Here is a 19,356-nt window from a genome sequence, read left to right on the forward strand (position 1 = left end):
GCGGCGACTCCTTGCCACCTCCGGCCAGGTGCTGAAGAATTCCTTCGCATGGACGGCGGTTAGAGCGCCCGGCAAGAGGGCGGTGGAGGCGAGGCGGGTCCTGGCCGAGGATGGCAAGGCGGAGGAGGAGGCCATGCCGGTGTTGCATGGCCGACGACGACAACGCCGCCAGCCGAAGCGCCAGGACGCGCCGCAGCCCCGCCAGTCCTATTGCCGGGCGCTCTTAGCCGACCGTGGAGCCGAAGACCTCGTCCCGGACGGCGTCCAGCGCGGTACGCAACGCGCCGTGCAGGACCGGTTCCTCGGTCAGCCCGGTGGCGACCACCCGGGGGCGGACCAGCGTGATGGCGGCTACCTCGTGCTGCACCCGTTCGGCCAACGCCGCCCCACCGGCCTGACCCACCTCACCGGCGAGCACCACCAGCGGCGGATCCAGCACCACGCAGGTACTCGCCACGCCCAGGGCCAGCCGACGGGCCACCTCGTCGAGCATCGGCCCCCCGGCGGTGCCGTCGGCGATCGCGGCGCGGACCGCGTCGGCCGCCTCGGTGTCCGGGTAGCCGTGCTCGCGGGCCAGCGCGCGGACCGCGTCGGCACCGGCCACCTGCTGGAACGCCGGCTTGGCCCGTCGGGAGACGTCGCGCGGGATGGGCGCGCCGGGCACCGGCAGGTAGCCGATCTCACCGGCCGCGCCGCTGCTGCCGTGGTGCAGCCGGCCGCCCAGCATGATCGCCAGACCGACGCCGGCACCGACCCAGACCAGCACGAAGTCCGATACGCCCTGGGCCGCGCCGGACTGCGCCTCGGCCACTGCGGCCAGGTTCACGTCGTTCTCGAAGACCACCGGGGTGTCCAGGTCGTCGCGGAGCGCGGCGAGCAGGCCCCGGTGCCAGCGCGGCAGGTTGAACGCGAAGGTGATGTCGCCGGTGCCCGGGTCGACCAGGCCAGGGGTGCCGAGCACGATCCGCCGCACGCTCGACAGGTGCGCACCGGCGCTGCCCGCCACCTGCACCACCGCGTTGTGCACCACACCGACCGGGTCGTCGGTGTCCCGGGTGGACTGTTCGACCCGCCCGATCACCGCCCCGGTGATGTCGGCGCAGGCGGCCACCACCCGCTCCGGGCCGACGTCCACGCCGACCACGTGCGCGCTGCCAGGTCGCACCGCATAGAGCTGGGCGTTCGGCCCCCGCCCGCCGGCCTGCTCACCCACCCGGGCGACCAGGCCACGCTCCTCCAACCGCTCCACGAGCTGCGAGGCGGTGACCTTGGACAGGCCGGTCAGCTCGCCTATCCGAGCCCGGGTCAGCGGTCCCTGTTCCAGCAGCAGTTCCAGCGCCGCACGGTCGTTGAGGGCGCGCAACAGACGTGGGGTGCCGGGCAACCGGGTCGCACTCATGCCATGTCCTCATGTATTAGTAAACTTTGCTAACTATCTAGCATTGGTAACAGTAAACCGACCTTGGAACGGGTAGCCGTAGCGTATCGGCCGGGTGGAAGCAGGGCTCTCGGCCGACCCGGTACGAGATCCGCACCGGCCGGCACCGAGAGGAGACACCCCCGTGGGGATCGATCCAGGACTCCGCCGGTTGGCGCTGGGCACCCTGCTGGCCGCGTACCCGGGGCCGGTCCCGCCCGCCTGGGCGGTCGAGCTGGTCGCCGAAGGGCTGGCCGGACACACCCTGTTCGGCACCAACATCCACCGGCCCGAGCAGGTGGCGGCCGCCACCGCCGCGCTGCGGAGCGGACGGTCCGACGTGCTGATCGCCATCGACGAGGAGGGCGGCGACGTCACCCGGCTGGCGCACGCCACCGGCAGCCCGTACCCGGGCAACGCGGCGCTCGGCGCGATCGGCGACGTGGCCCTCACCCGCCGGGTCTATCACGCCATCGGCGCGGAGCTGGCCGACCTGGGCATCACCGTCAACCTGGCACCCACCGTCGACGTCAACAGCGCCGACGACAACCCGGTCATCGGCACCCGCTCGTTCGGGGCCGACCCGGTCCGGGTCGCCGCCCACTCGGCGGCGGCGACCACCGGGCTCCAGGCCGCCGGGGTGGCCGCCTGCGCCAAGCACTTCCCCGGCCACGGCGCGACGATCGCCGACTCCCACCACGAGCTGCCCACCGTGGACGCGTCGCCCGATCTCCTGCGCCAACGTGACCTGCCACCGTTCGCCGCGGTGATCGCCGCCGGGGCGAAGGCGGTGATGACCGCACACATCCGGGTCCCCGCGCTCACCGGCGACCTGCCGGCCACCTTCAGCCGCGCCGTCCTGACCGACCTGCTGCGCGACCGGTACGGCTTCGACGGCGTCGTGGTCACCGACGCGCTGGAGATGCGGGGCGCCACCCTGGCCGCCGGCGGCATCGCTCCGGGTGCGGTGCGGGCGCTGGCCGCCGGAGCCGACCTGCTCTGCATCGGCGCCGCGGTCGACGCGGACCTGGTCGAGACCGTCGCCGCCGAGATCGTCGCCGCGCTCGGCGACGGCCGGCTCGACCGCGCACGGGTGGAGCAGGCCGCCGACCGCGTCACCGCCCTCGCCGCCTGGACCCGGACCGCGCGCCCGGAGATTACCGTCCCGGACGGCCTGGGGTACGCCGCCGCGCGCCGGGCGGTACGGGTGGAGGGCATCCTCGCCGGGCTCGACCAGCCACTGGTGGTGCAGTTGCACGCCCGCTCGACCATCGCCGAGGGGCGGGTGCCGTGGGGACTCGGCCCGCACCTCGACGGCACCGAGGAGATCCGGGTGGTGGCGACCGAGGCCGACCCGGAGACGTTGCGTCGCCGGGCCGGCACCCGACCGATCGTGCTGGTCGGCCGCCACCTGCACCGCCTGCCCGGCGGCCCGGAACTGGCCGCCGCGCTGGCCGCCACGCACCCGGTGGCGGTGGTCGAGATGGGGTGGCCGGCCGCCTGGCGACCGGCCGGCGTCCGGGCCTTCGTCACCACCTTCGGCGCCAGCCACGCCAACGGGCGGGCCGCCGCCGAGGCGCTGGGCCTGACCGGACACACCGGAGCCATACGCTGAGTCACCCCGCAGCCGATCCGCATCGACCTGTCAGGCCAGGTCAAGTCCACTTTTCGACACCACGGACCACGCGGTGGCTACTTGCCGACCACCAGCCGGATACGTAGCGTGATCGCATCGAGCCGCACATGGGCCTGGGGGGAGGCTGCGGACCGTGGATCCGGCCCGGGATTCACGGTCCGCGCCCTGCCGTCAGGTCGACGATCAGCCGGGATAGACGCCGTACGACCGCCAGCCCCGGTCGGGGAAGCCCGCCGCCTCCGCCACCCGGGCCGAGGCGGCGTTGTCCCGGGCGTGCAGATAGGTCGGCACCGCGCCGTCCGCGAGCACCCGACGCGCTGCCTGGGCCACCAGCCGCCGAGCCAGCCCACGCCCCCGGGCGGCCGGCACCGTGCCCACCGCCAACTCGTGCCCGTGCCGGTCGTGCCGCTTGACACCGACGCCGGCCAGGTAGCGCCCCCGGTCGTCCCGCACCACCAGGACCGGCCGGTCGAACAGGCGTAACCAGGACGGCAGGCCGGCGGCGCCGGACGGCACCCACTCACCGACGTCGGGCAGGGGTGCGGGAGCGACGCTCCAGCGGAACACGTCGTCGTGCACCACCCAGCGCGGATGGCCGACCGCCGCCGGCAAGGCGTCCGGCAGCGACTCCGGCCGCCGGGTCAGCTCGCGGACCGCCGCGACCCGGTCCGGGGCCACCGAGAGCACGGTGCTCGCACCGGCGGTGATCGCGACGGCCGGCCGCAACCGGCCGTCCCAGGCCGGGCGGGCGCGCCGGGTGGAGCACACCACGTGCAGCCCGGGACCTGCCGGCCACTGCCCGAGCCAGGTCGCCAGGTGCAGGTGGAGCCGCCGGTCGAGCATGGTCCACCTCCGCAGCGTCGCTTCGGCCTGCGCCGATCACGGTACGACGGGCGCTCCGCGCGGCGGCACCGATCGGGTGACCAACGCCTCGTCCGGGAACCCGATCCATCGACCAACCGTCATATCCATTTCCATACATGGACAACTTTCTTTGGAACGGTGGGGGACATGCCGATTCAGCCGAATGACCGCTCCGCGCAGGAGACCCGACGGGCACTGGGGTGCGCCGAACGCTTCCCGGGCCAGCCCTCGTACCGCGGCCACCGCGCCGACCTCGGCACACTCTCCTGGCACGATCTGAACGAGCTGCCGGCGGGCTACTCCTCCCGCAGCCCTCTCCACACCCTCTGAGGCCACCCGCACCCGGGGCGGCCCGGCGAGCCAGCGCGTCCTTTCGCACACCTGTCGGGTAACGTCTGCTGGTCCTCCGACAGGTCACGACGGGAGCAACTGCGCACATGGGCAAGAAGACGATTCGCGTCTCCGACTTCAGCGGCACGGTGCTGGGCCCCGACGACGAGGCGGTCCGCGTCGTCGTCGTCGAGCATCCTGACCTGGTGGCCGGGCCCGTGCAGTTGGACGCGACGCCGGTGGAGGTGGAGAGCCTCGACGACGCCGCGCTGGACGTGGCGGTGGTCGAGATCCACGACCGGCACGGCAACGGTGAGCCGCGTCGGGTGGTGCTGACCGCGAGCGAGTTCGACGCGATGGCCACCGACATGCCGATGGCCCAACTGCTCAAGACCGCCGAGCGGGTACGCCCACCGAAGGCGCGGCGCGCCACCGAGAAGATCGACTACAGCACCATCGAGCACGCCGGAAAGCCGCACCGGGGGCGGGTCACCGAGGAGGAGGCCCGGCTGGTGCGCGAGCATCTGGACGAGGTCAACAAGCGCCTCGCCGACGCCGGGCTGCGCCAGATCGAGCCGGAGGACCCGGAGCACGCCGACCGGTACGGCTTCTCCACCGCATCCTGATCCGCTACTCGAACACCCGGACCTTGGCCAGGGCCGCCGCGGTGCCCGCCTCCACGGCGGCCTTGTCCACGCCGAGGCCGGTCAGCACACCCTCGCCGCCCTCCTGCTCCAGCAGCGCCAGCAGGATGTGCTCGGTGCCGATGTAGTTGTGCCCCAGGCGCAACGCCTCGCGGAAGGTCAGCTCCAGCGCCTTCTTGCCGGCCGCGTCGTACGGGATCAGATCCGGCACCTCGCCCACGGACGGCGGCAGCGCGGCGGCGGCCGCCTCGCGTACCGCCTCGACCGTGACGCCGCCGGCGACCAGCACCTTCACGGCCAGCCCCTCCGGCTCGGCGAGCAACCCGAGCACCAGGTGCGCCGGGCCGATCTCGGCGTTGCCGGCGGCGCGGGCCTCGTTCTGCGAGGCCATCACCACGTTGCGGGCGCGCGGGGTGAAGCGGTTGAACCCCTGCTGCGGGTCGATCGGCCCGGCGTCGCCCTTGGCCACGAAGCGCTTCTGCGCGGCCTGCTTGCTCACCCCCATGCTGCGGCCGATGTCGGTCCAGGAGGCGCCGGAGCGGCGGGCCTGGTCCACGAAGTGACCGATGAGGTGGTCGGCGACGTCCCCGATGTGGTCAGCGACGATGACCGCGCCGGTGAGTTGGTCGAGCGCGTCGGGGTGGGCCTGCTTGATGGCCTGGATCAGGTCGTCGAGCCGGACGGGATTGTTCGCCTGTACGGGATTCGTCATGCGTCAACCATAGGTTGACGCGTCGCAATCGTCAACCACCAGTTGACGATCACCGAGCGTCATCCCGGCTCATGATCGCTGTTAACAACCTTGACTAATTTTGTCGAAATCGACAGACTGCGATGTGGAGAGCGCTCTCCCCTCCTCGCCGGGGCGCCAGCCTCATCCGCCCACCCCCAAGGAGACCATCGTGTCCACCATCTCCCGCAGGCTCCGAAGGAGCGCCGCCGTCCTCGCCGCGGCGGTCGTCGCCAGCCTGCTCGTCGTTCCCGTGACCGCCGCACCGGCCACCGCCGCCATCGGCGGACTCACCTGGCAGGACGAGTTCAACGCCTCGGCCGGTACGCCGGTCGACCAGTCCAAGTGGCGCTTCGACATCGGCGGCCACGGCTGGGGCAACAACGAGCGGCAGTACTACACCAACAGCACCAGCAACGCGGTGCACGACGGGCAGGGCAACCTGGTCATCACCGCGCGCCGGGAGAACCCGGCCAACTACCAGTGCCACTACGGTCGGTGCGAGTTCACCTCTGCCCGACTGCTCACCGCCGCCACCTTCAGCCAGGCGTACGGCCGATTCGAGGCCCGCATCAAGATCCCTCGTGGTCAGGGCATCTGGCCGGCCTTCTGGATGCTCGGCAACGACTTCGGCAACGTCGGCTGGCCGGCCTCCGGCGAGATCGACATCATGGAGAACATCGGTCGCGAGCCGAACACCGTGCACGGCACCATCCACGGGCCGGGTTACTCCGGCGGTGGCGGGATCACCGGCAGCCGCGTCATCGGGCAGCCGCTGGCCGACGCCTTCCACACCTACCGGGTCGACTGGGAACCGAGCAGCATCCGCTGGTACCTCGACGGCCAGGAGTTCTTCCGCGTCGACCCGAGCCGGCTCGGCGGCAACCGCTGGGTGTTCGACCACCCGTTCTTCATGATCCTCAACGTCGCGGTGGGCGGCAACTGGCCCGGCTACCCGGACGGCAGCACCCAGTTCCCGCAGCAGATGCTCGTCGACTACGTGCGGGTCTACGGCTACGTCCCGGACGGCAACACCGGCACCACCCGGATCCGGGGCCAGCAGAGTGGACGGTGCATCGACATCCCCAGCGCCAACCCGTACGACGGGGCGCCGTTGCAGATCTGGGACTGCAACACCACCGCCGCCCAGGCGTGGACCTTCGCCGCCGACGGCACCGTGCGCGCGATGGGCAAGTGCATGGACCCGGCCTGGGCCGGCACCGCCAACGGCACCGAGGTCAACCTGGTCACCTGCAACGGCAACCCGGCCCAACGGTTCACCCTCAGCCCCGCCGGTGACCTGGTGAACCTCAGCGCGAACCGGTGCGTCGACGTCCGGGAGAACAACGCGAACAACGGCGGCCGCCTGCAACTCTGGGACTGCGCCGGCACCGCCAACCAGAAGTGGTCCCGCGCCTGACCGCAAGCGGTACCTATGGGCTCACCGCCGTCGGCGGTGAGCCCACGCGCCTTCCCAGCCGTAAGAGTCGGTGACGGGCCCGGCGGGTAGTAGCCCACTGCGGTCACCGAGGTACGGGAGGCGACGTGGAGAACGCTCAAGCGACCGACGGACGACGGTTCTGGTGGTGGCTCGGCGGAGCGCTGCTGGTCCTGGTGGTGGTGCTGGTCTCCGCCTGGACCTGGGTCACGGTGCGCGGCGACGGCCGGGCCGGGCACGTCGTCACCGGCAGCGCCGACGACCTGCGGGAGGCCACCTTCGTCCTGCTCGACGGCGCCGACGTGGTCCGGCTGCGCACCGAGGACCTCGGCGGGGACGCGTACCGGGTGTCGACGCCCCGCGACGCGGGCGTGCGTCCCGCGGTCTCCCTCACCGACGGCAACGTGCTCACCAGCCTGCGCGGCACCGGTCAGGACGGGCCGGCCATCGTCGAGGTGGTGCTGCACCACTCCGTACGCTGGCACCTGCGCCTCGGCGGCGGCGCCAAGGAACAGCACCTCGACCTCCGTGGCACCCAGCTCGGCGACGTCGAGTTCACCGCCGGGGCGAGCCGGATCGAGCTGACCCTGCCGCCGGCCGAAGGCACTCAGCGGACCGTCCTCAGTGGCGGTGCGAACCAGGTCGTCGTCCGCCTGGCCGGTGACGCCCCGGTGCGGGTACGCGCGGGCGGCGGCGCCGGGTCGGTCACCGTCGACGGGTCCACCCAGTCCGGCGTGGCCGGTGGCACGGTGCTGACGCCACCGGAGTGGGAGTCGGCCACCGACCGCTACGACATCGACGCCACCTCCGGCGTCTCCAGCCTCACCGTCGACCGCACCGACGGCGACGGCTAGCCGACCGAGACGCCCGCCTGCACGGCCACCGTGCGCATGCTCGCGGCGTAGTACGGTCGTACCACCGAACGGGGGAGGTCGATGTGGGCGCGACGCCGGGCATCGGACGATTCACCAGCGACCAGGCACAGAGCAGGTTCCTCGCCGCCTACGAGGCGGCGATGGGCGCGTGGCCGCACCCTCGACAGGAGTTGGACGTCGAGACGCGGTTCGGCACCGTCCACGTGCACCACCACGGCACCGGCACGGGTGAGCCGATCGTGTTGTTGCACGGTGCTCAGGGCAACTCCAGCAACTGGTATCCGCAGGTCGGCCCGCTCGGCATCCACCACCCGGTCTACGCGGTGGACACCGTCGACGACCCAGGTCGCAGCGTGCAACGCCGACCGGTGCCGAGTACGACCGACAACGCCGCCTGGCTCGACGAGACGCTCACCGCACTCGGGCTGGACGGCGTTCACCTGGTCGGCCTGTCGTACGGCGGATTCCTGGCGCTCGCCCAGGCCCTGCACCGGCCCGACCGGCTGGCCTCGGTCACCCTGCTCGATCCCGGGGGCCTGGAGAAGGTGCCACTCAGGTTCTACGCGAACATGCTGGCCGGAGCGCTGGCGACACTGGCCCCCCGGCGCACCCGGCCCTGGTTCGCCCAGCGGCTGGCCAACCATGCCCTGGTCGAGTCCGCCGAGCAACTGGCCCCGATCATGATCGCAGCCCGGCACTGGCGGTCGGGCCGCCCGGTCGCGGCTCGCCGGTTCGACGACGACGAGTTGCGCGCGATCCGCGTGCCGGTGCAGCTGCTGGTGGCCGGGCGCAGTTCGCTGCTGGATCCCCGTCGGGCGGCGGCCCGGGCGGCGGAGCTGATCCCCTCGGTCCGCACCGAGATCGTGGCCGGTGCCGGCCACGGGCTGCCGGTGGAACGTCCCGAGCTGGTCAACCAGCGCATTCTCGACTTCATCGCGTCCCTCGCCCCGGACGACTCCGCCGGCCCGGCCCGCTGACCTGACCGGCCGCAGCCGGCCAGCGGACACCCGGCTACGGTACGTCGAGCCGGGGTCGCGCTTCACCAGGCCGCGAAGCAAGCCCGGCCGGGTACCCGCACTGTCGCCGGACCAGTGGCGGAGGAAGGAGTCGGCGGCATGCGGCTACACGTCGGGTGTGCGATGTGGACGCACAAGTCGTGGCAGGGTCGGTTGCTGGCCCACCCGCTGCCGACCTCCGAGCGGCTGCGGCACTACGCCGGGTGGTGCGACGCGGTCGAGGGCAACACGACGTTCTACGCCACCCCGACCCGGGACACGGTCGCCACCTGGGCGCAGCAGACCGGCCCGGAATTCCGGTTCGTGGTGAAGCTGCCCAAGGTGGTGACGCACGAGCGCCGGCTCACCGACGTCACCGAGCCGATGCGGGTGTTCCTGGACGCGATGGCGCCGCTCGGCCCGCGTGCCCACGCCCTCTGGGTGCAGCTCCCCGGCTCGTTCGGCCCGGACGACGTACCCACGCTGGCCCGCTTCCTGCGCCGGCTGCCCACCACCCACCGGGCCGTGGTGGAGGTCCGCCACCCCGCCTTCTTCACCGAGCCGCACGCGACGCGGCTGCTGGAGACGGTGCTCGACGAGGCGGAGGCCGAATGGGTGCCGTTCGACACCACCGCCTTCTTCGCCGACCCGCCGACCAGTGACGCCGAACGCGACGCCTGGACCAAGAAGCCACGGATGCCGTTGCGTACCCGCGCGCTCACCGACCGGCCCATCGTGCGGTATCTCGGCCGCGACGACACCGACCGGACGGTCGAGGGCTGGCAGCACTGGGTCGACGTCACCGTGGACTGGCTGCGCGAGGGCCGCTCCCCCACCATGTTCGTGCACACGCCCGACAACGCCGACGCGCCGGTGCTCGCCCGCCGCTTCCACGACGAGGTCCGTGCCCGCCTGCCCGAGCTGACGCCCCTGCCCGAGCCGATCCCGGTCGAACCCACCACCCTGTTCTGAGCGACCGTGCGGCACCGCCCCTAGGAGCCGACCTTGCTGACCTGCACGAACGGGCGGTCGTCCCACCAGATCGCGTGGATGATGAAGCTGCGGCCCGGCGCGTTGAAGTAGACCGCCATGTTGTCCGGCGAGTTCTGCACCTTCTGCACCGCGTACCCGTCCGCCGGGGTCGCCGTGACCAGCTCGACCACGCCCGTCGAGGTCATCCGGACGACCGCCTGGCCGCCCTCCACCCGGAACGAGCGGACGTAGCTGCGGACGCCGTCGTCGCCCACCGTCACCGTCCAACCGTCCTCGGTGGTCACGGTCGGGGCGGTGGTCCGGCTCGGTCTGGTCGTCGGGCGGCGGCTCTCCACCGGCTCCGGCGTGGCGCTCGGGGTGGAGGTCGGGCTCACGCTGGGTCGCGGTGACGCCGACGTCGTCGGCGGCGGTGCCGACGAGGGCAGTGGCGTCGGCGGTCCGGGCGTCTCCACCGCAGGCGGTGGGCTCAGCGCCTGGTCCTGGGCGACCGGCTCCCGCAACACGGGCAGAATCGCCATGGACGCGAGCACGATGCTCGACGCGGTGGCGACGCACCACCCCGCGATCGGTGCCCACCAGGAAGATCGCACGAAGACATCGTCTCATCTACCCATATGGTGTACGCCATGGCGATGATCCTGCTGGTCGAGGACGACCGCAACATCGCGGCCGCCCTCACCCGTGCACTGACCGACGCCGGTCACGTGGTACGGCCCGCCGGGCACGCCGCCGAGGCGTTGAGAATCGTCACCACCGAGCGACCGAACCTAGTCATCCTCGATCTCGGACTGCCCGACATCGACGGTGCCGACGCGCTGCGGATGATCCGTTCGGTGTCCGACGTACCGGTGATCGTGGCGACCGCTCGCCGCTCCGAGACCGACATCATCAGCCTGCTCGGCGCCGGTGCCGACGACTACGTGACCAAACCGTTCTCCGGTGGACACATCCTGGCCCGCATCGACGCGGTGCTGCGCCGGGCGCGGCCGACCGCGAACGAGACCCCACCGTCGATCAGCGTGGGCGAGCTGACCATCCGACCTCGGCAACGCATGGCCGAACTGGGTGGGCAACCGCTGCAACTGACGCGGCGCGAGTTCGACGTGCTGGCGTACCTGGCCGAACGGGTCGGTCAGGTGGTCAGCCGTCGGGAGCTGATGAACGAGGTGTGGCACCAGGCACAGATCGGTGAGGAACAGACCATCGACGTGCACATCTCGTGGCTGCGGCGCAAGCTCGGGGAGACGGCCGCCCGGCCGCGCTTCCTGCGCACCGTGCGCGGCGTGGGCGTGATGATGGTCGACCCGCGATGAGGTGGGCGCTGAACCGGCTGGCCATCGCCATCACCTCGATGGTCGCACTGGCCTTCCTGGTGCCGCTGGCCATCGCCACCGGGCAGATCGCCCGGGACCGGGCCGTCAGCGAGGCCCGCCAGCAGGCCACCGCGCTGGTCACCGTGCTGGGCATGGACGCCGACCCGACGCTGCTCACCAACGCGGTGGCCAGCACGACGGCGGGCAGCGCCGGGAGGCTCGCCGTGCACCTGCCGGACAGCGCGCCGATCGGCGTCACCCACGTCACCGACGCGCAGGTACGCGACGCCGCCGGGGACCGCCGCTCGGTGCTGGCCCCGGCCGCCGACGGTGTCGCGTACCTGCAACCCACCGTGCTCGCCGACGGCCGGACCGTGATCGTCGAGGTGTTCGTGCCGGAGACCGAACTGCGTCGGGGCGTACGGACCGCCTGGTTCGTGCTCGGTGGCCTGGCGATCGTCCTGGTGGCCGGATCGACGCTGCTCGCCGACCGGCTCGGCGGCCGGCTGGTGCGCGCCACCCGGGACCTGTCCGCGTCGGCGCGGCGGCTCGGCGGCGGTGACCTGACCGCCCGGGCCGAGCCGAACGGCCCCAGGGAACTCCAGGACGCGGCCCGGTCGTTCAACACGATGGCCGACGACCTGCGGCTGCTGATGAACCGGGAACGCGAGCTGGCCGCCGACCTCTCCCACCGCTTGCGTACGCCGTTGACCGCACTGCGTCTCGACGCCGAGGCGATGCCGCCGGGCCCGATCGGCGAGCGGATGCGGCAGGCCTGCGACCTGCTCGACGAGGAACTCGACTCGATCATCCGCGGGGTGCGGCGCGGCACCGACGGGCGGGACGGGCAGAGCGCCGACCTGGTGGAGGTGCTCGCCGACCGGTTGGCGTTCTGGTCGGTGCTGGCCGAGGACCAGGAGCGCCCGTGGGAGGTGACCGGCGGCGACGTGCCGGTGGTCCTGCCGATGCCGCGCAGTGAGCTGATCCTGGTGGTGGACGCGATGCTCGGCAACGTCTTCGCGCACACTCCGGACGGCACCGCCTTCCGGGTGAGCGTGTCCCCCGACGGAGTGGTGGTGGACGACGCCGGGCCGGGCATCGCCGACCCGACCCGGGCGGTGCAGCGGGGCGTGAGCGCCGCCGGTTCGACCGGCCTCGGTCTGGACATCGTGCGGCGGGCCGCCGAGACGTCGGGTGGTCACCTGGTGGTCACCCGCAGTCCGCTCGGCGGTGCCCGGGTCGGGATCCTGCTCAGGCCCGTCGACCACGCTCCGGAGCGGCTCGGGAGCAGTCACCGGCTTTCATGATCCTTTCCGGAGCCGTTAAGGCTCCTTTATGGAACCGCGCATTAGCGTCCTCGCCGTCACAGCCGCAGCGAGCCGTATGGAGTTCAGATGCGCAGGAAGATCACCTACCCACTGGTGGCCCTCGGCATGGTCGCCTCGTCCCTGGCGGTCTCCTCGCCCGCCCAGGCCCACGGATACGTCTCCAACCCGCCGAGCCGACAGGCACTCTGCGCGGCCGGGACGGTCACCGACTGCGGCCCGATCCAGTTCGAGCCGCAGAGCGTCGAGGCGCCCAAGGGGTCCCAGCGGTGCGACGGCGGAGTGGCCCAGTGGTCCGTCCTCTCCGACGAGTCCCGCGACTGGCCGGCCCGGAACGTGGGTAGTTCGGTGACGCTCACCTGGGTCCTGACCGCCCGGCACCGCACCGCCGACTGGGAGTACTTCATCGACGGCAACCGGGTCGCCAGGATCGACGAGGGCAACGCCCAGCCGGACGCGACCGTGTCGCACACCATCGACCTGAGCAACTTCCCGGGTCGGCAGCGTCTGCTCGCGGTCTGGAACATCGGCGACACCCCGATGGCCTTCTACAACTGCGTCGACCTGATCGTCGGCGGCGGCGGTGCCGCGCCCGCCCCGCGTCCGACCACGGCCGCGCCCACCACCGCACCGACCACCACGGCGCCGACCCGGCCGGGCACCGCGCCGACCACCGCCGCACCGACCAGCGCGGCCCCGCCGCCGGCAGCCGGCGGTGACGCCTGGGCGGCCGGCGTCAGCTACCGCACCGGTGACGTGGTGACGTTCGAGGGCAAGCGGTACGAGTGCCGACAGGGCCACACCGCGATCAACAGCTGGGAGCCCTCGATCTACACCCTCGCGCTGTGGCTGCCGCTGTGAGGCGCCGACTGGTCGCCGCCGCCCTGGTCGTCCCGTTCCTGCTCGGCGCGTGCAGCTCGCCCGCCGCACAGCCGCCGCCCGTGTCGACGAGTGACACGACGGTCGCCGAGATCACGGCCGGCGACGAGTACAACGACACCGACGTGATGTTCCTGCAGATGTTCGTCCACCATCAGCGGCAGGCCCTGCAGATGACCGCCACCGCGGTGAAGCGGGCCCAGGACCCGGAGCTGAAGACCCTGGCCCAGGCGGTGCAGGTCACCGAATCCGACGAGCTGTCGATGATCGAGGGCTGGCTCAAGAGCTGGGGCAAGTCCACCGAGGTCGACACCGCGCCCAACCTGCACGCCCACCACGGTGGACTGCCCGGCACCGGACCGGCCGAGATCGAGGCGTTGACGACGGTCAAGGACACCGAGTTCGACTCGGCGTTCCTGAGCCTCTTCCTGGCCCACCAGCACAACGCGATGGAGCTGGCCAACCTGGTCCGCACCGGCGGCGAGAACGCCGAGACCAAGGCCTTCGGCGAGCGGGTACGCGCCTCCCGGCAGGGCGGGATCCAGCAGATGCTGAAACTGATGACCAAGTAGCCACCGCGCCCGTCAGGGGCAGTTCGGGGGACGGCCGAGGCACCGGCCGTCCCCCGAACTGACCGGCGGCCACCGGAGTCGGCGCTAACCGAGCCGGTCCTGCTCCTGCCGACCGCCCTCGTCGGCATGCTCCGCGCGATCGGGCAGCACCGGTCGACCTCCCGTCGGCCGGTCGCCGGGCCCGCTCATCCGCGTCACCCGGTACCGCCGGTTCAGTCGGTTCGGCCAGCCCAGGAACCTGTCGAACATGTCGGCGGCGCTGCCGGTCTGGCAGGGATCGAGGCGATGCAGATCGTCGATCGCCTCGTGCAGGCAGCCGGCCAGATAGACGAAGAGGTTGACCGGGGCACCCTCGTAGTCGGCCAACAGGGCGAGCTTGCCGCGCGTACACGGCCACGGATGACCGCAGTGGCGGCACAACCACAGCGGACGCATCGGCGGATGCTCGGCCGGCTCGGCCACGACCTGGTGCGGGATCGGCGGCGGGAGTTCGTCGGTCATGACCGTGGCCTCACCCGCATACCCACTCCCGCCGACTCGGACGAACGGCGTGCGGCGTACGACCGGTGGTGAGCCGCCGACGCCTCACGCAGTAGGAGGCGCGCACGCGGGACCGGCATTACGAAAAGTCCGTCGCCGACCGGACAAGATCGACCGGCGGTCAGGCCCAGGGGGTACGGACCCGGAACGAACTCGCCCGCGCGAACGCCTGCGTACCGTCGGGAAAGTCGATCCAGAACCCGATGTCGCGCTCGTGCACGACGAGGTGCGGATAGTTGTGCGAACGCATCGTCACCGAGGCGGCCGTCGCGCCACGTTCGGGACAGAAGGTCGCGTCCTCGCGGAACAACCGGGTGCCCTCGTCCGGGCTCAGGCGCAGGCGCAGGCTCGCATGCCGCAGGTAGCGCCCGTCGGCGCTGCGCAGGGTGACGCAGCCCGGGTCGGCGAGACCTCGACCGACCGTGAAGGTGGCGCGTCGACGGGCCTGCGCACTGCTGGCCCCGGTCACCTCGGCGAGCCCGGCCACGTCACCGTCCACGGTCAGGTACCGGCCCGGTGCCCGTACGGACTCCAACGACCAGGTACCCGGTGGAATGGTCCCGGTCGGCACGGGCGGGCGTACCGCCGTCGGTGATGCGGACGGCGACGCTGACGGGGTGGTGGCCGCCGGAGTCGGGCTGGGACGCGGCGGGGCGGCCGACGACGTCACCGGCGCCGCGACGGCCGGCGGCGGCGCGGGCGCGGGATCCGGCCGGAGCGCGACGCCGGCGGTGGTGCCGGCGATCAGCACCGCCCCGGCGGCGACGCTCGCCACCGGATGCGCCACCACCGCCTGGGTGAACATGCCCAGCAACGAGCCGCCCTGCCCGGCCGTGCCACCAACGGCAGCCCCACCACTGACCGCCGTCGCACCGCCGATCGCGGCACCACCGGCGGCCGTCGCTCCACCGACCGTCGTCCCACCGACCGCCACGGCCCCGGCGACGGCGTGCGCCGCCAGGACCGGGGTGCCGCCGGCCGCCCCGGCCAGCAGGCCCTTGGCGACCAACGCGGCGGTCAGGCCGGCCGGCACCGCAAGCGACGCGATGCCCAGCAGCAGCCGCTCGGCGGGCACCCGGTCGACCGCGCCCGCCCCGCAGTACGGGCAGTCGCGGACGTGCCGAGCGATCCGCTTGCGCCACACCGGTGTGGGATGTCCGTCCCAGCCACCCACCGTCGTCGCGAGGTCCGGGCAGCGCGGACGGGCCGACAGCGCCGCGACGATGGTCCGGCCCAGGTCCAGTTGCTCCCGCATCCGGTGCAGGCGCACGCCGACGTGCGCGACCGTCGTGCCGGTGGCGGCGGCGACCTCACCCCGGGTCAGCCGACCGGCGCACTCCTGCCACCAGAGCGCCAGCATCGGCCGGTACGCCGGGTCGAGCCACCGGGTCGCCTCCACCACCTGGCGACGCTGGTCCGACACGTGCAGACGCAGGATCGCCTCGTTCTCCACGTCACCGCCGCCCGGCATCCGGTCCACCGCGTCGACCACCGTGACCCGGTCGACAGCAGCCCGGACCCGGTGCCGGTGACTGGCGATCTGACGTAGCGCGATCGCCACCAGCCAGGAGCGGAAGCTCTCCGGTGCCCGCAGGCTCGGCAGGTCACGGACCACCCGGAGCAGCGTCTCCTGCACCACGTCGTCCACGTCCGGATGCCCGCTCAACGCCCGGCCGACGAGGTTGTAGAGCAACGGAAGGTGCGCCGAGACGAGCTGGTCGCGTGCCGTCCGGTCCCCCGCCTGGGCGGCGACGACCAACGCGGCGTGGTCCGCAGTGATCGTCATACCGCACCGCCTAGGCCGTTTCGTACGGGCGGGTCCCGCCGAGCACGACGTCACACCATATCGACTGCCGCCGGCCCATGGCCGGTTTCACGAGGGCGGTCGCGCCGAGTCGGAGTCCGGTTCGGGGCGGGGAGGTTCGCGGTTCTCCTGGAGGGTCCGGGTGACCTGGTCCAACAACTGTCGCGGATCGGTCCGCCCGGTCACCTGCACCTCCACCTCCGACTCGCCGATCCGCACCCGGACCGTGGCACCGCTGGGCTGCTGGCTGAGCCACGTCTGCAGCAGGGCGAACAACCCGGGCAACAGGCTCTGCGCCACCACCGCGATGATGACGGCCTCGCTGAAGCCGGCCCGCCCACCGGTACGCCCGCTCAGGTCCCGTACCCCGGCCCGGAACTCCGGCCGCCGGTGGATCCAGTCGACGAGCGGAACCTGGGCCGGCTGCCGGAGCGTGGTGATCATCTGAAGCCGGACGGGTTGCCGTCCCGCTGCGGACCCGCCGGTGTTCACTCGTCCACCTCCGGTTGAAAGGTGAGCTCCTCACCGGCGGCGGTGACCATGCCGGTGACCGCGAGCGTGTAGGTGTCGCTGAACTCCTCCTCACCGAAGTAGGACTCGTAGGTCCCGGTCACCCGCACCTCGCCCCGTTCCTCGTACGGCGTACTGACCTGCGCCGCCGCCGGGCCGAGCAGGTCGATCTGCGGCGTGGGGTAACTGGTGATCGTCCACTTGATCCCCTTGGCGCCCTGGTAGCCGCTCAACCGGAACGGGCAGTCCTGCGGTGTGGCGACGGTCTGCCGCGCACAGCCGTCGAGGTACTCCTTCACCTGCGCGTCGACCGCCGACCGGGCGGCGGGCTTCAACTCGGGCACGACCTGGATCGGCGTCGCGGCGCCGGCACCGGGCAGCACGCTGATCTGCTGTGCCGGTGTCTCGCTCAGCGGGCTGGCGGCAGCGGTGACGACGTACACGCCCGGCACGGAGAGCACCGACTGCCCCTCCGGGCCCTCCGGGACCGCCACCCCGTTGACCAGGAGGCCCGGCTGACCGGCGACCGCGTCCAGGCTGGACACCCCACCGACGACGTGCCAGCCCCGGAAGATGCCCGCCGTCGACCCGTCGTCCCGACGCAGCGTCAGCTCGGCCTCCATGCGCTCCTCGCCGAGCCGGAACGAGACCGTCGCGGTCGCGTCGTCCTCCTCCCGCTCGATCGCCGTGACGTCGACGTCGGAGGGCGGCTGGTAGTCGGCCGACTCGATCATCCTGCCGAGCAGGTCGTCGCCGCGCACCGCCGCCTCGACCTCCGGGCTCAGCCATCCGGCCAGGTCGTCCACGTCCCGGTCCGCGAGCGCCGAGAAGTATCCGTCGACGGCGGTCACCGGCCGGAAGAAGCCCCACTGCACGACCCCGAGCAGGCTGGAGACCAGGCAGAGCGACAACAGGACGGCGGCACCGATGAGGGCCGGTCGCCGGACGCTGACCGGGTCGTCGCCACCGAAGAGTTCTGCCGGCGCGACCACCCGCCTCGGTGGCGTCCCGGTGTCCGGGACGTCGCCTGCGGCCTGGACCTGCTCCAGCCGGTCCAGGCGCAGCTCGTTCGGCGGGTGCTCGGCGCAGACGGCCTCGTCCCAGCCACTGCGCCCGCTCTCGAACGACCGGCGACGCTCCAGGACGGCCCGCAGACCGTCGGCGTGCCCCGCTGCCACCGCGCCGAGGTCCGCCCGGTACTCCGCCGCCCGCACGTCGGCGCGGTGCAGCGGCTGCACCAGGTACTTCATGGTCAGCAGGACCGGCCAGAAGAAGAGGAAGACGAACAGATTCGTGGCCGGGTGCGGGAACCTGCGCATCAGCCAGGTGGGCACCGCGTGCACCAGGACCAGGGGCAGCCCGACACCCCGGACGAAGGCCGAGGTGATCTCGTCACCGGTGCGCCAGTGCACCAACTCGTGGCTGAGCAGCGCGGCGATCTCCTCGGGCGAGTCGGTGAGCAGACCGGTGGTGACCACGACGTGCCGGGCGTACGCGCGCGCGTTCGTGGTGACGAGATCGTCTTCGACCAGCAGTCGCGGCACATTCGGCAGACCGAGCCGCTGCGCGCATTCGTGCAGGATCGGGAGAATCAGATCGCGTTCCCGTCGACTGAGATCACGGGCACCCGACACCCGCAACAATCGGTGCTCCAGCAACACCCGGTAGAGCGTGTAGAGAAGGCCCAGCACAATGGCCGCGCCCACCATTCCGACCAGTTGGGCCAGCAGGGAGACGAGACCGTCCACCTCGTTGAACCGGAGGACCGGAACGATCAGCAGGCCGATCAGGAATGCGATGGCCGCGCCGACGAAAGCGCCGATCGGGCCACCGGACTGCTGGAGGAAGGAATCGATCAGGCCACCGATGATCGGGGCGTCGCGTACCGCGTGCGGCACCTGGTCGGCGACCATCCCGCCGCCGGTGAACGCGAGCGTGAGTGCGGCGACCGTCGCGCTCACCACCGCGGTGAACAACGCCACCGGCACGTAGAGCCAGGCCGCGAGGAAGGCGCCCAGGACGCCGCGCCAGTCCCGCAGGATGCCGACCCGCAGCCAGACGACGGCGTTCGGATAGCCGGGCGGACGGTTGGCCAGCCGGCCCCCGCCAGGGTCGGACCGAGTCCCCTCGCCGACGGACGCCTGCAGTGGAGACGGCGGTGGCAGTGGAGATGCCGGTGGCAGTGGCGGTGACGTCGAAGGGGAAGAAGTGTCGGCAATCTGATTCTGCTGATCGCCGTAAGGCTGCGCCGCATCGGGATCGTGCTGCTGCACGGAAACTCCTCCACGAGGCCGAACAGGGCAAAGGGCGACCCGGCACCCATCGGAGAATTGTTTCCTGGGGAGGCCGCCGGGCCATGACTCAGTCAGGAGACGTAGCGGGGTAGGCGCAGACCCTACTCCGGTCTATGCCTACCGCGCCACCCCGTTTACTCCGCCCCTTAATCCACCGGATGCGGCAATTCGACATCTGCGTCGATGATTACCCGCGC

At 72.1% G+C, this 19,356-nt stretch carries 19 protein-coding genes; 11 read left to right on the forward strand and 8 right to left on the reverse strand.

The annotated features are described in order from the left end of the window. Positions 1-223: 223 nt before the first annotated feature. Positions 224-1,399 (reverse strand): ROK family protein, encoded by a 1,176-nt coding sequence (locus ACIBO1_RS21935; RefSeq protein ID WP_396749356.1) that lies wholly within the window; start codon positions 1,397-1,399, stop codon positions 224-226. Between the two features lie 163 nt (positions 1,400-1,562). On the opposite strand from ACIBO1_RS21935, the gene ACIBO1_RS21940 reads away from it, so the two are divergent. Then, the gene (locus tag ACIBO1_RS21940; RefSeq protein ID WP_396749358.1) at positions 1,563-3,032 is read left to right on the forward strand and encodes a glycoside hydrolase family 3 protein; all 1,470 of its coding nucleotides are present in this window, start codon (positions 1,563-1,565) and stop codon (positions 3,030-3,032) included. A 204-nt stretch (positions 3,033-3,236) separates the two neighbouring features. Here the strand turns inward: ACIBO1_RS21940 and ACIBO1_RS21945 are convergent, their stop codons facing one another. Continuing rightward, a complete protein-coding gene (locus ACIBO1_RS21945; RefSeq protein WP_396749360.1) occupies positions 3,237-3,896 on the reverse strand; it encodes a GNAT family N-acetyltransferase in 660 nt (219 codons plus the stop codon). Between the two features lie 168 nt (positions 3,897-4,064). On the opposite strand from ACIBO1_RS21945, the gene ACIBO1_RS21950 reads away from it, so the two are divergent. After that, a complete protein-coding gene (locus ACIBO1_RS21950) occupies positions 4,065-4,247 on the forward strand; it encodes a hypothetical protein (RefSeq protein WP_396749362.1) in 183 nt (60 codons plus the stop codon). 107 nt (positions 4,248-4,354) lie between these two features. Further along, entirely contained in the window at positions 4,355-4,873 is a 519-nt protein-coding gene (locus ACIBO1_RS21955; protein WP_396749364.1) for a hypothetical protein, read from the forward strand. A gap of 4 nt (positions 4,874-4,877) precedes the next feature. On the opposite strand, the gene ACIBO1_RS21960 is transcribed toward ACIBO1_RS21955, so the two are convergent. After that, complete coding sequence (locus ACIBO1_RS21960) at positions 4,878-5,603, reverse strand: Clp protease N-terminal domain-containing protein (RefSeq protein WP_396749366.1); 726 nt, start codon at positions 5,601-5,603, stop codon at positions 4,878-4,880. Between the two features lie 190 nt (positions 5,604-5,793). Here ACIBO1_RS21960 and ACIBO1_RS21965 point away from each other — a divergent pair, with 190 nt between their 5' ends. From ACIBO1_RS21965 to ACIBO1_RS21980, 4 genes are all read left to right on the forward strand, one after another. Further along, positions 5,794-7,041 (forward strand): family 16 glycosylhydrolase, encoded by a 1,248-nt coding sequence (locus tag ACIBO1_RS21965; RefSeq protein ID WP_396749368.1) that lies wholly within the window; start codon positions 5,794-5,796, stop codon positions 7,039-7,041. Positions 7,042-7,166: 125 nt separating this feature from the next. Then, positions 7,167-7,913: a hypothetical protein gene (locus tag ACIBO1_RS21970; RefSeq protein WP_396749370.1), complete on the forward strand. Its 747-nt coding sequence runs from the start codon at positions 7,167-7,169 to the stop codon at positions 7,911-7,913. Positions 7,914-7,996: 83 nt separating this feature from the next. Beyond that, entirely contained in the window at positions 7,997-8,911 is a 915-nt protein-coding gene (locus ACIBO1_RS21975) for an alpha/beta fold hydrolase (protein ID WP_396749372.1), read from the forward strand. A gap of 162 nt (positions 8,912-9,073) precedes the next feature. Then, a complete protein-coding gene (locus ACIBO1_RS21980) occupies positions 9,074-9,901 on the forward strand; it encodes a DUF72 domain-containing protein (protein WP_396749433.1) in 828 nt (275 codons plus the stop codon). Between the two features lie 20 nt (positions 9,902-9,921). On the opposite strand, the gene ACIBO1_RS21985 is transcribed toward ACIBO1_RS21980, so the two are convergent. Then, the gene (locus tag ACIBO1_RS21985) at positions 9,922-10,440 is read right to left on the reverse strand and encodes a DNA mismatch repair protein MutL (protein WP_396749374.1); all 519 of its coding nucleotides are present in this window, start codon (positions 10,438-10,440) and stop codon (positions 9,922-9,924) included. Positions 10,441-10,548: 108 nt separating this feature from the next. Between ACIBO1_RS21985 and ACIBO1_RS21990 the strand changes: the two genes are divergently transcribed. The 4 genes from ACIBO1_RS21990 (at position 10,549) to ACIBO1_RS22005 (ending at position 14,011) form a co-directional block, all read left to right on the forward strand. Next, entirely contained in the window at positions 10,549-11,235 is a 687-nt protein-coding gene (locus tag ACIBO1_RS21990; RefSeq protein ID WP_396749376.1) for a response regulator transcription factor, read from the forward strand. After that, a complete protein-coding gene (locus ACIBO1_RS21995) occupies positions 11,232-12,542 on the forward strand; it encodes a sensor histidine kinase (protein WP_396749378.1) in 1,311 nt (436 codons plus the stop codon). Before ACIBO1_RS21990 ends, ACIBO1_RS21995 begins: the two co-directional genes overlap by 4 nt. Before the next feature lie 87 nt (positions 12,543-12,629). Then, a complete protein-coding gene (locus ACIBO1_RS22000; RefSeq protein WP_396749380.1) occupies positions 12,630-13,421 on the forward strand; it encodes a lytic polysaccharide monooxygenase in 792 nt (263 codons plus the stop codon). Next, positions 13,406-14,011, forward strand: a complete 606-nt coding sequence (locus tag ACIBO1_RS22005; RefSeq protein WP_396749382.1) for a DUF305 domain-containing protein — start codon at positions 13,406-13,408, stop codon at positions 14,009-14,011. The genes ACIBO1_RS22000 and ACIBO1_RS22005 overlap by 16 nt, the downstream gene beginning before the upstream one ends. A gap of 84 nt (positions 14,012-14,095) precedes the next feature. On the opposite strand, the gene ACIBO1_RS22010 is transcribed toward ACIBO1_RS22005, so the two are convergent. From ACIBO1_RS22010 to ACIBO1_RS22025, 4 genes are all read right to left on the reverse strand, one after another. Then, the gene (locus tag ACIBO1_RS22010) at positions 14,096-14,512 is read right to left on the reverse strand and encodes a hypothetical protein (protein WP_396749384.1); all 417 of its coding nucleotides are present in this window, start codon (positions 14,510-14,512) and stop codon (positions 14,096-14,098) included. 160 nt (positions 14,513-14,672) lie between these two features. Further along, a complete protein-coding gene (locus tag ACIBO1_RS22015; RefSeq protein ID WP_396749386.1) occupies positions 14,673-16,337 on the reverse strand; it encodes a sigma-70 family RNA polymerase sigma factor in 1,665 nt (554 codons plus the stop codon). A gap of 87 nt (positions 16,338-16,424) precedes the next feature. Beyond that, positions 16,425-16,847 (reverse strand): hypothetical protein, encoded by a 423-nt coding sequence (locus ACIBO1_RS22020; RefSeq protein ID WP_396749388.1) that lies wholly within the window; start codon positions 16,845-16,847, stop codon positions 16,425-16,427. After that, positions 16,844-19,138 carry a M48 family metalloprotease gene (locus ACIBO1_RS22025; RefSeq protein WP_396749391.1) on the reverse strand — a complete coding sequence of 765 codons (2,295 nt, stop codon included), beginning with the start codon at positions 19,136-19,138 and terminating at the stop codon, positions 16,844-16,846. The genes ACIBO1_RS22020 and ACIBO1_RS22025 overlap by 4 nt, the downstream gene beginning before the upstream one ends. Positions 19,139-19,356: the final 218 nt, after the last annotated feature.

The sequence above is a fragment of the Micromonospora sp. NPDC049903 genome, assembly GCF_044460945.1.
GTDB lineage: Bacteria > Actinomycetota > Actinomycetes > Mycobacteriales > Micromonosporaceae > Micromonospora.

Bases quoted from the DNA above. Each gene is read 5' to 3' on its own strand.
- ACIBO1_RS21960 (WP_396749366.1), bottom strand. From the start codon at position 5,603: ATGACGAATCCCGTACAGGCGAACAATCCCGTCCGGCTCGACGACCTG.
- ACIBO1_RS21995 (WP_396749378.1), top strand. From the start codon at position 11,232: ATGAGGTGGGCGCTGAACCGGCTGGCCATCGCCATCACCTCGATGGTC.
- ACIBO1_RS21950 (WP_396749362.1), top strand. From the start codon at position 4,065: ATGCCGATTCAGCCGAATGACCGCTCCGCGCAGGAGACCCGACGGGCA.
- ACIBO1_RS21935 (WP_396749356.1), bottom strand. From the start codon at position 1,399: ATGAGTGCGACCCGGTTGCCCGGCACCCCACGTCTGTTGCGCGCCCTC.
- ACIBO1_RS21990 (WP_396749376.1), top strand. From the start codon at position 10,549: ATGGCGATGATCCTGCTGGTCGAGGACGACCGCAACATCGCGGCCGCC.
- ACIBO1_RS21955 (WP_396749364.1), top strand. From the start codon at position 4,355: ATGGGCAAGAAGACGATTCGCGTCTCCGACTTCAGCGGCACGGTGCTG.
- ACIBO1_RS22000 (WP_396749380.1), top strand. From the start codon at position 12,630: ATGCGCAGGAAGATCACCTACCCACTGGTGGCCCTCGGCATGGTCGCC.
- ACIBO1_RS22010 (WP_396749384.1), bottom strand. From the start codon at position 14,512: ATGACCGACGAACTCCCGCCGCCGATCCCGCACCAGGTCGTGGCCGAG.
- ACIBO1_RS22015 (WP_396749386.1), bottom strand. From the start codon at position 16,337: ATGACGATCACTGCGGACCACGCCGCGTTGGTCGTCGCCGCCCAGGCG.
- ACIBO1_RS21980 (WP_396749433.1), top strand. From the start codon at position 9,074: ATGTGGACGCACAAGTCGTGGCAGGGTCGGTTGCTGGCCCACCCGCTG.
- ACIBO1_RS21985 (WP_396749374.1), bottom strand. From the start codon at position 10,440: ATGGCGATTCTGCCCGTGTTGCGGGAGCCGGTCGCCCAGGACCAGGCG.
- ACIBO1_RS21945 (WP_396749360.1), bottom strand. From the start codon at position 3,896: ATGCTCGACCGGCGGCTCCACCTGCACCTGGCGACCTGGCTCGGGCAG.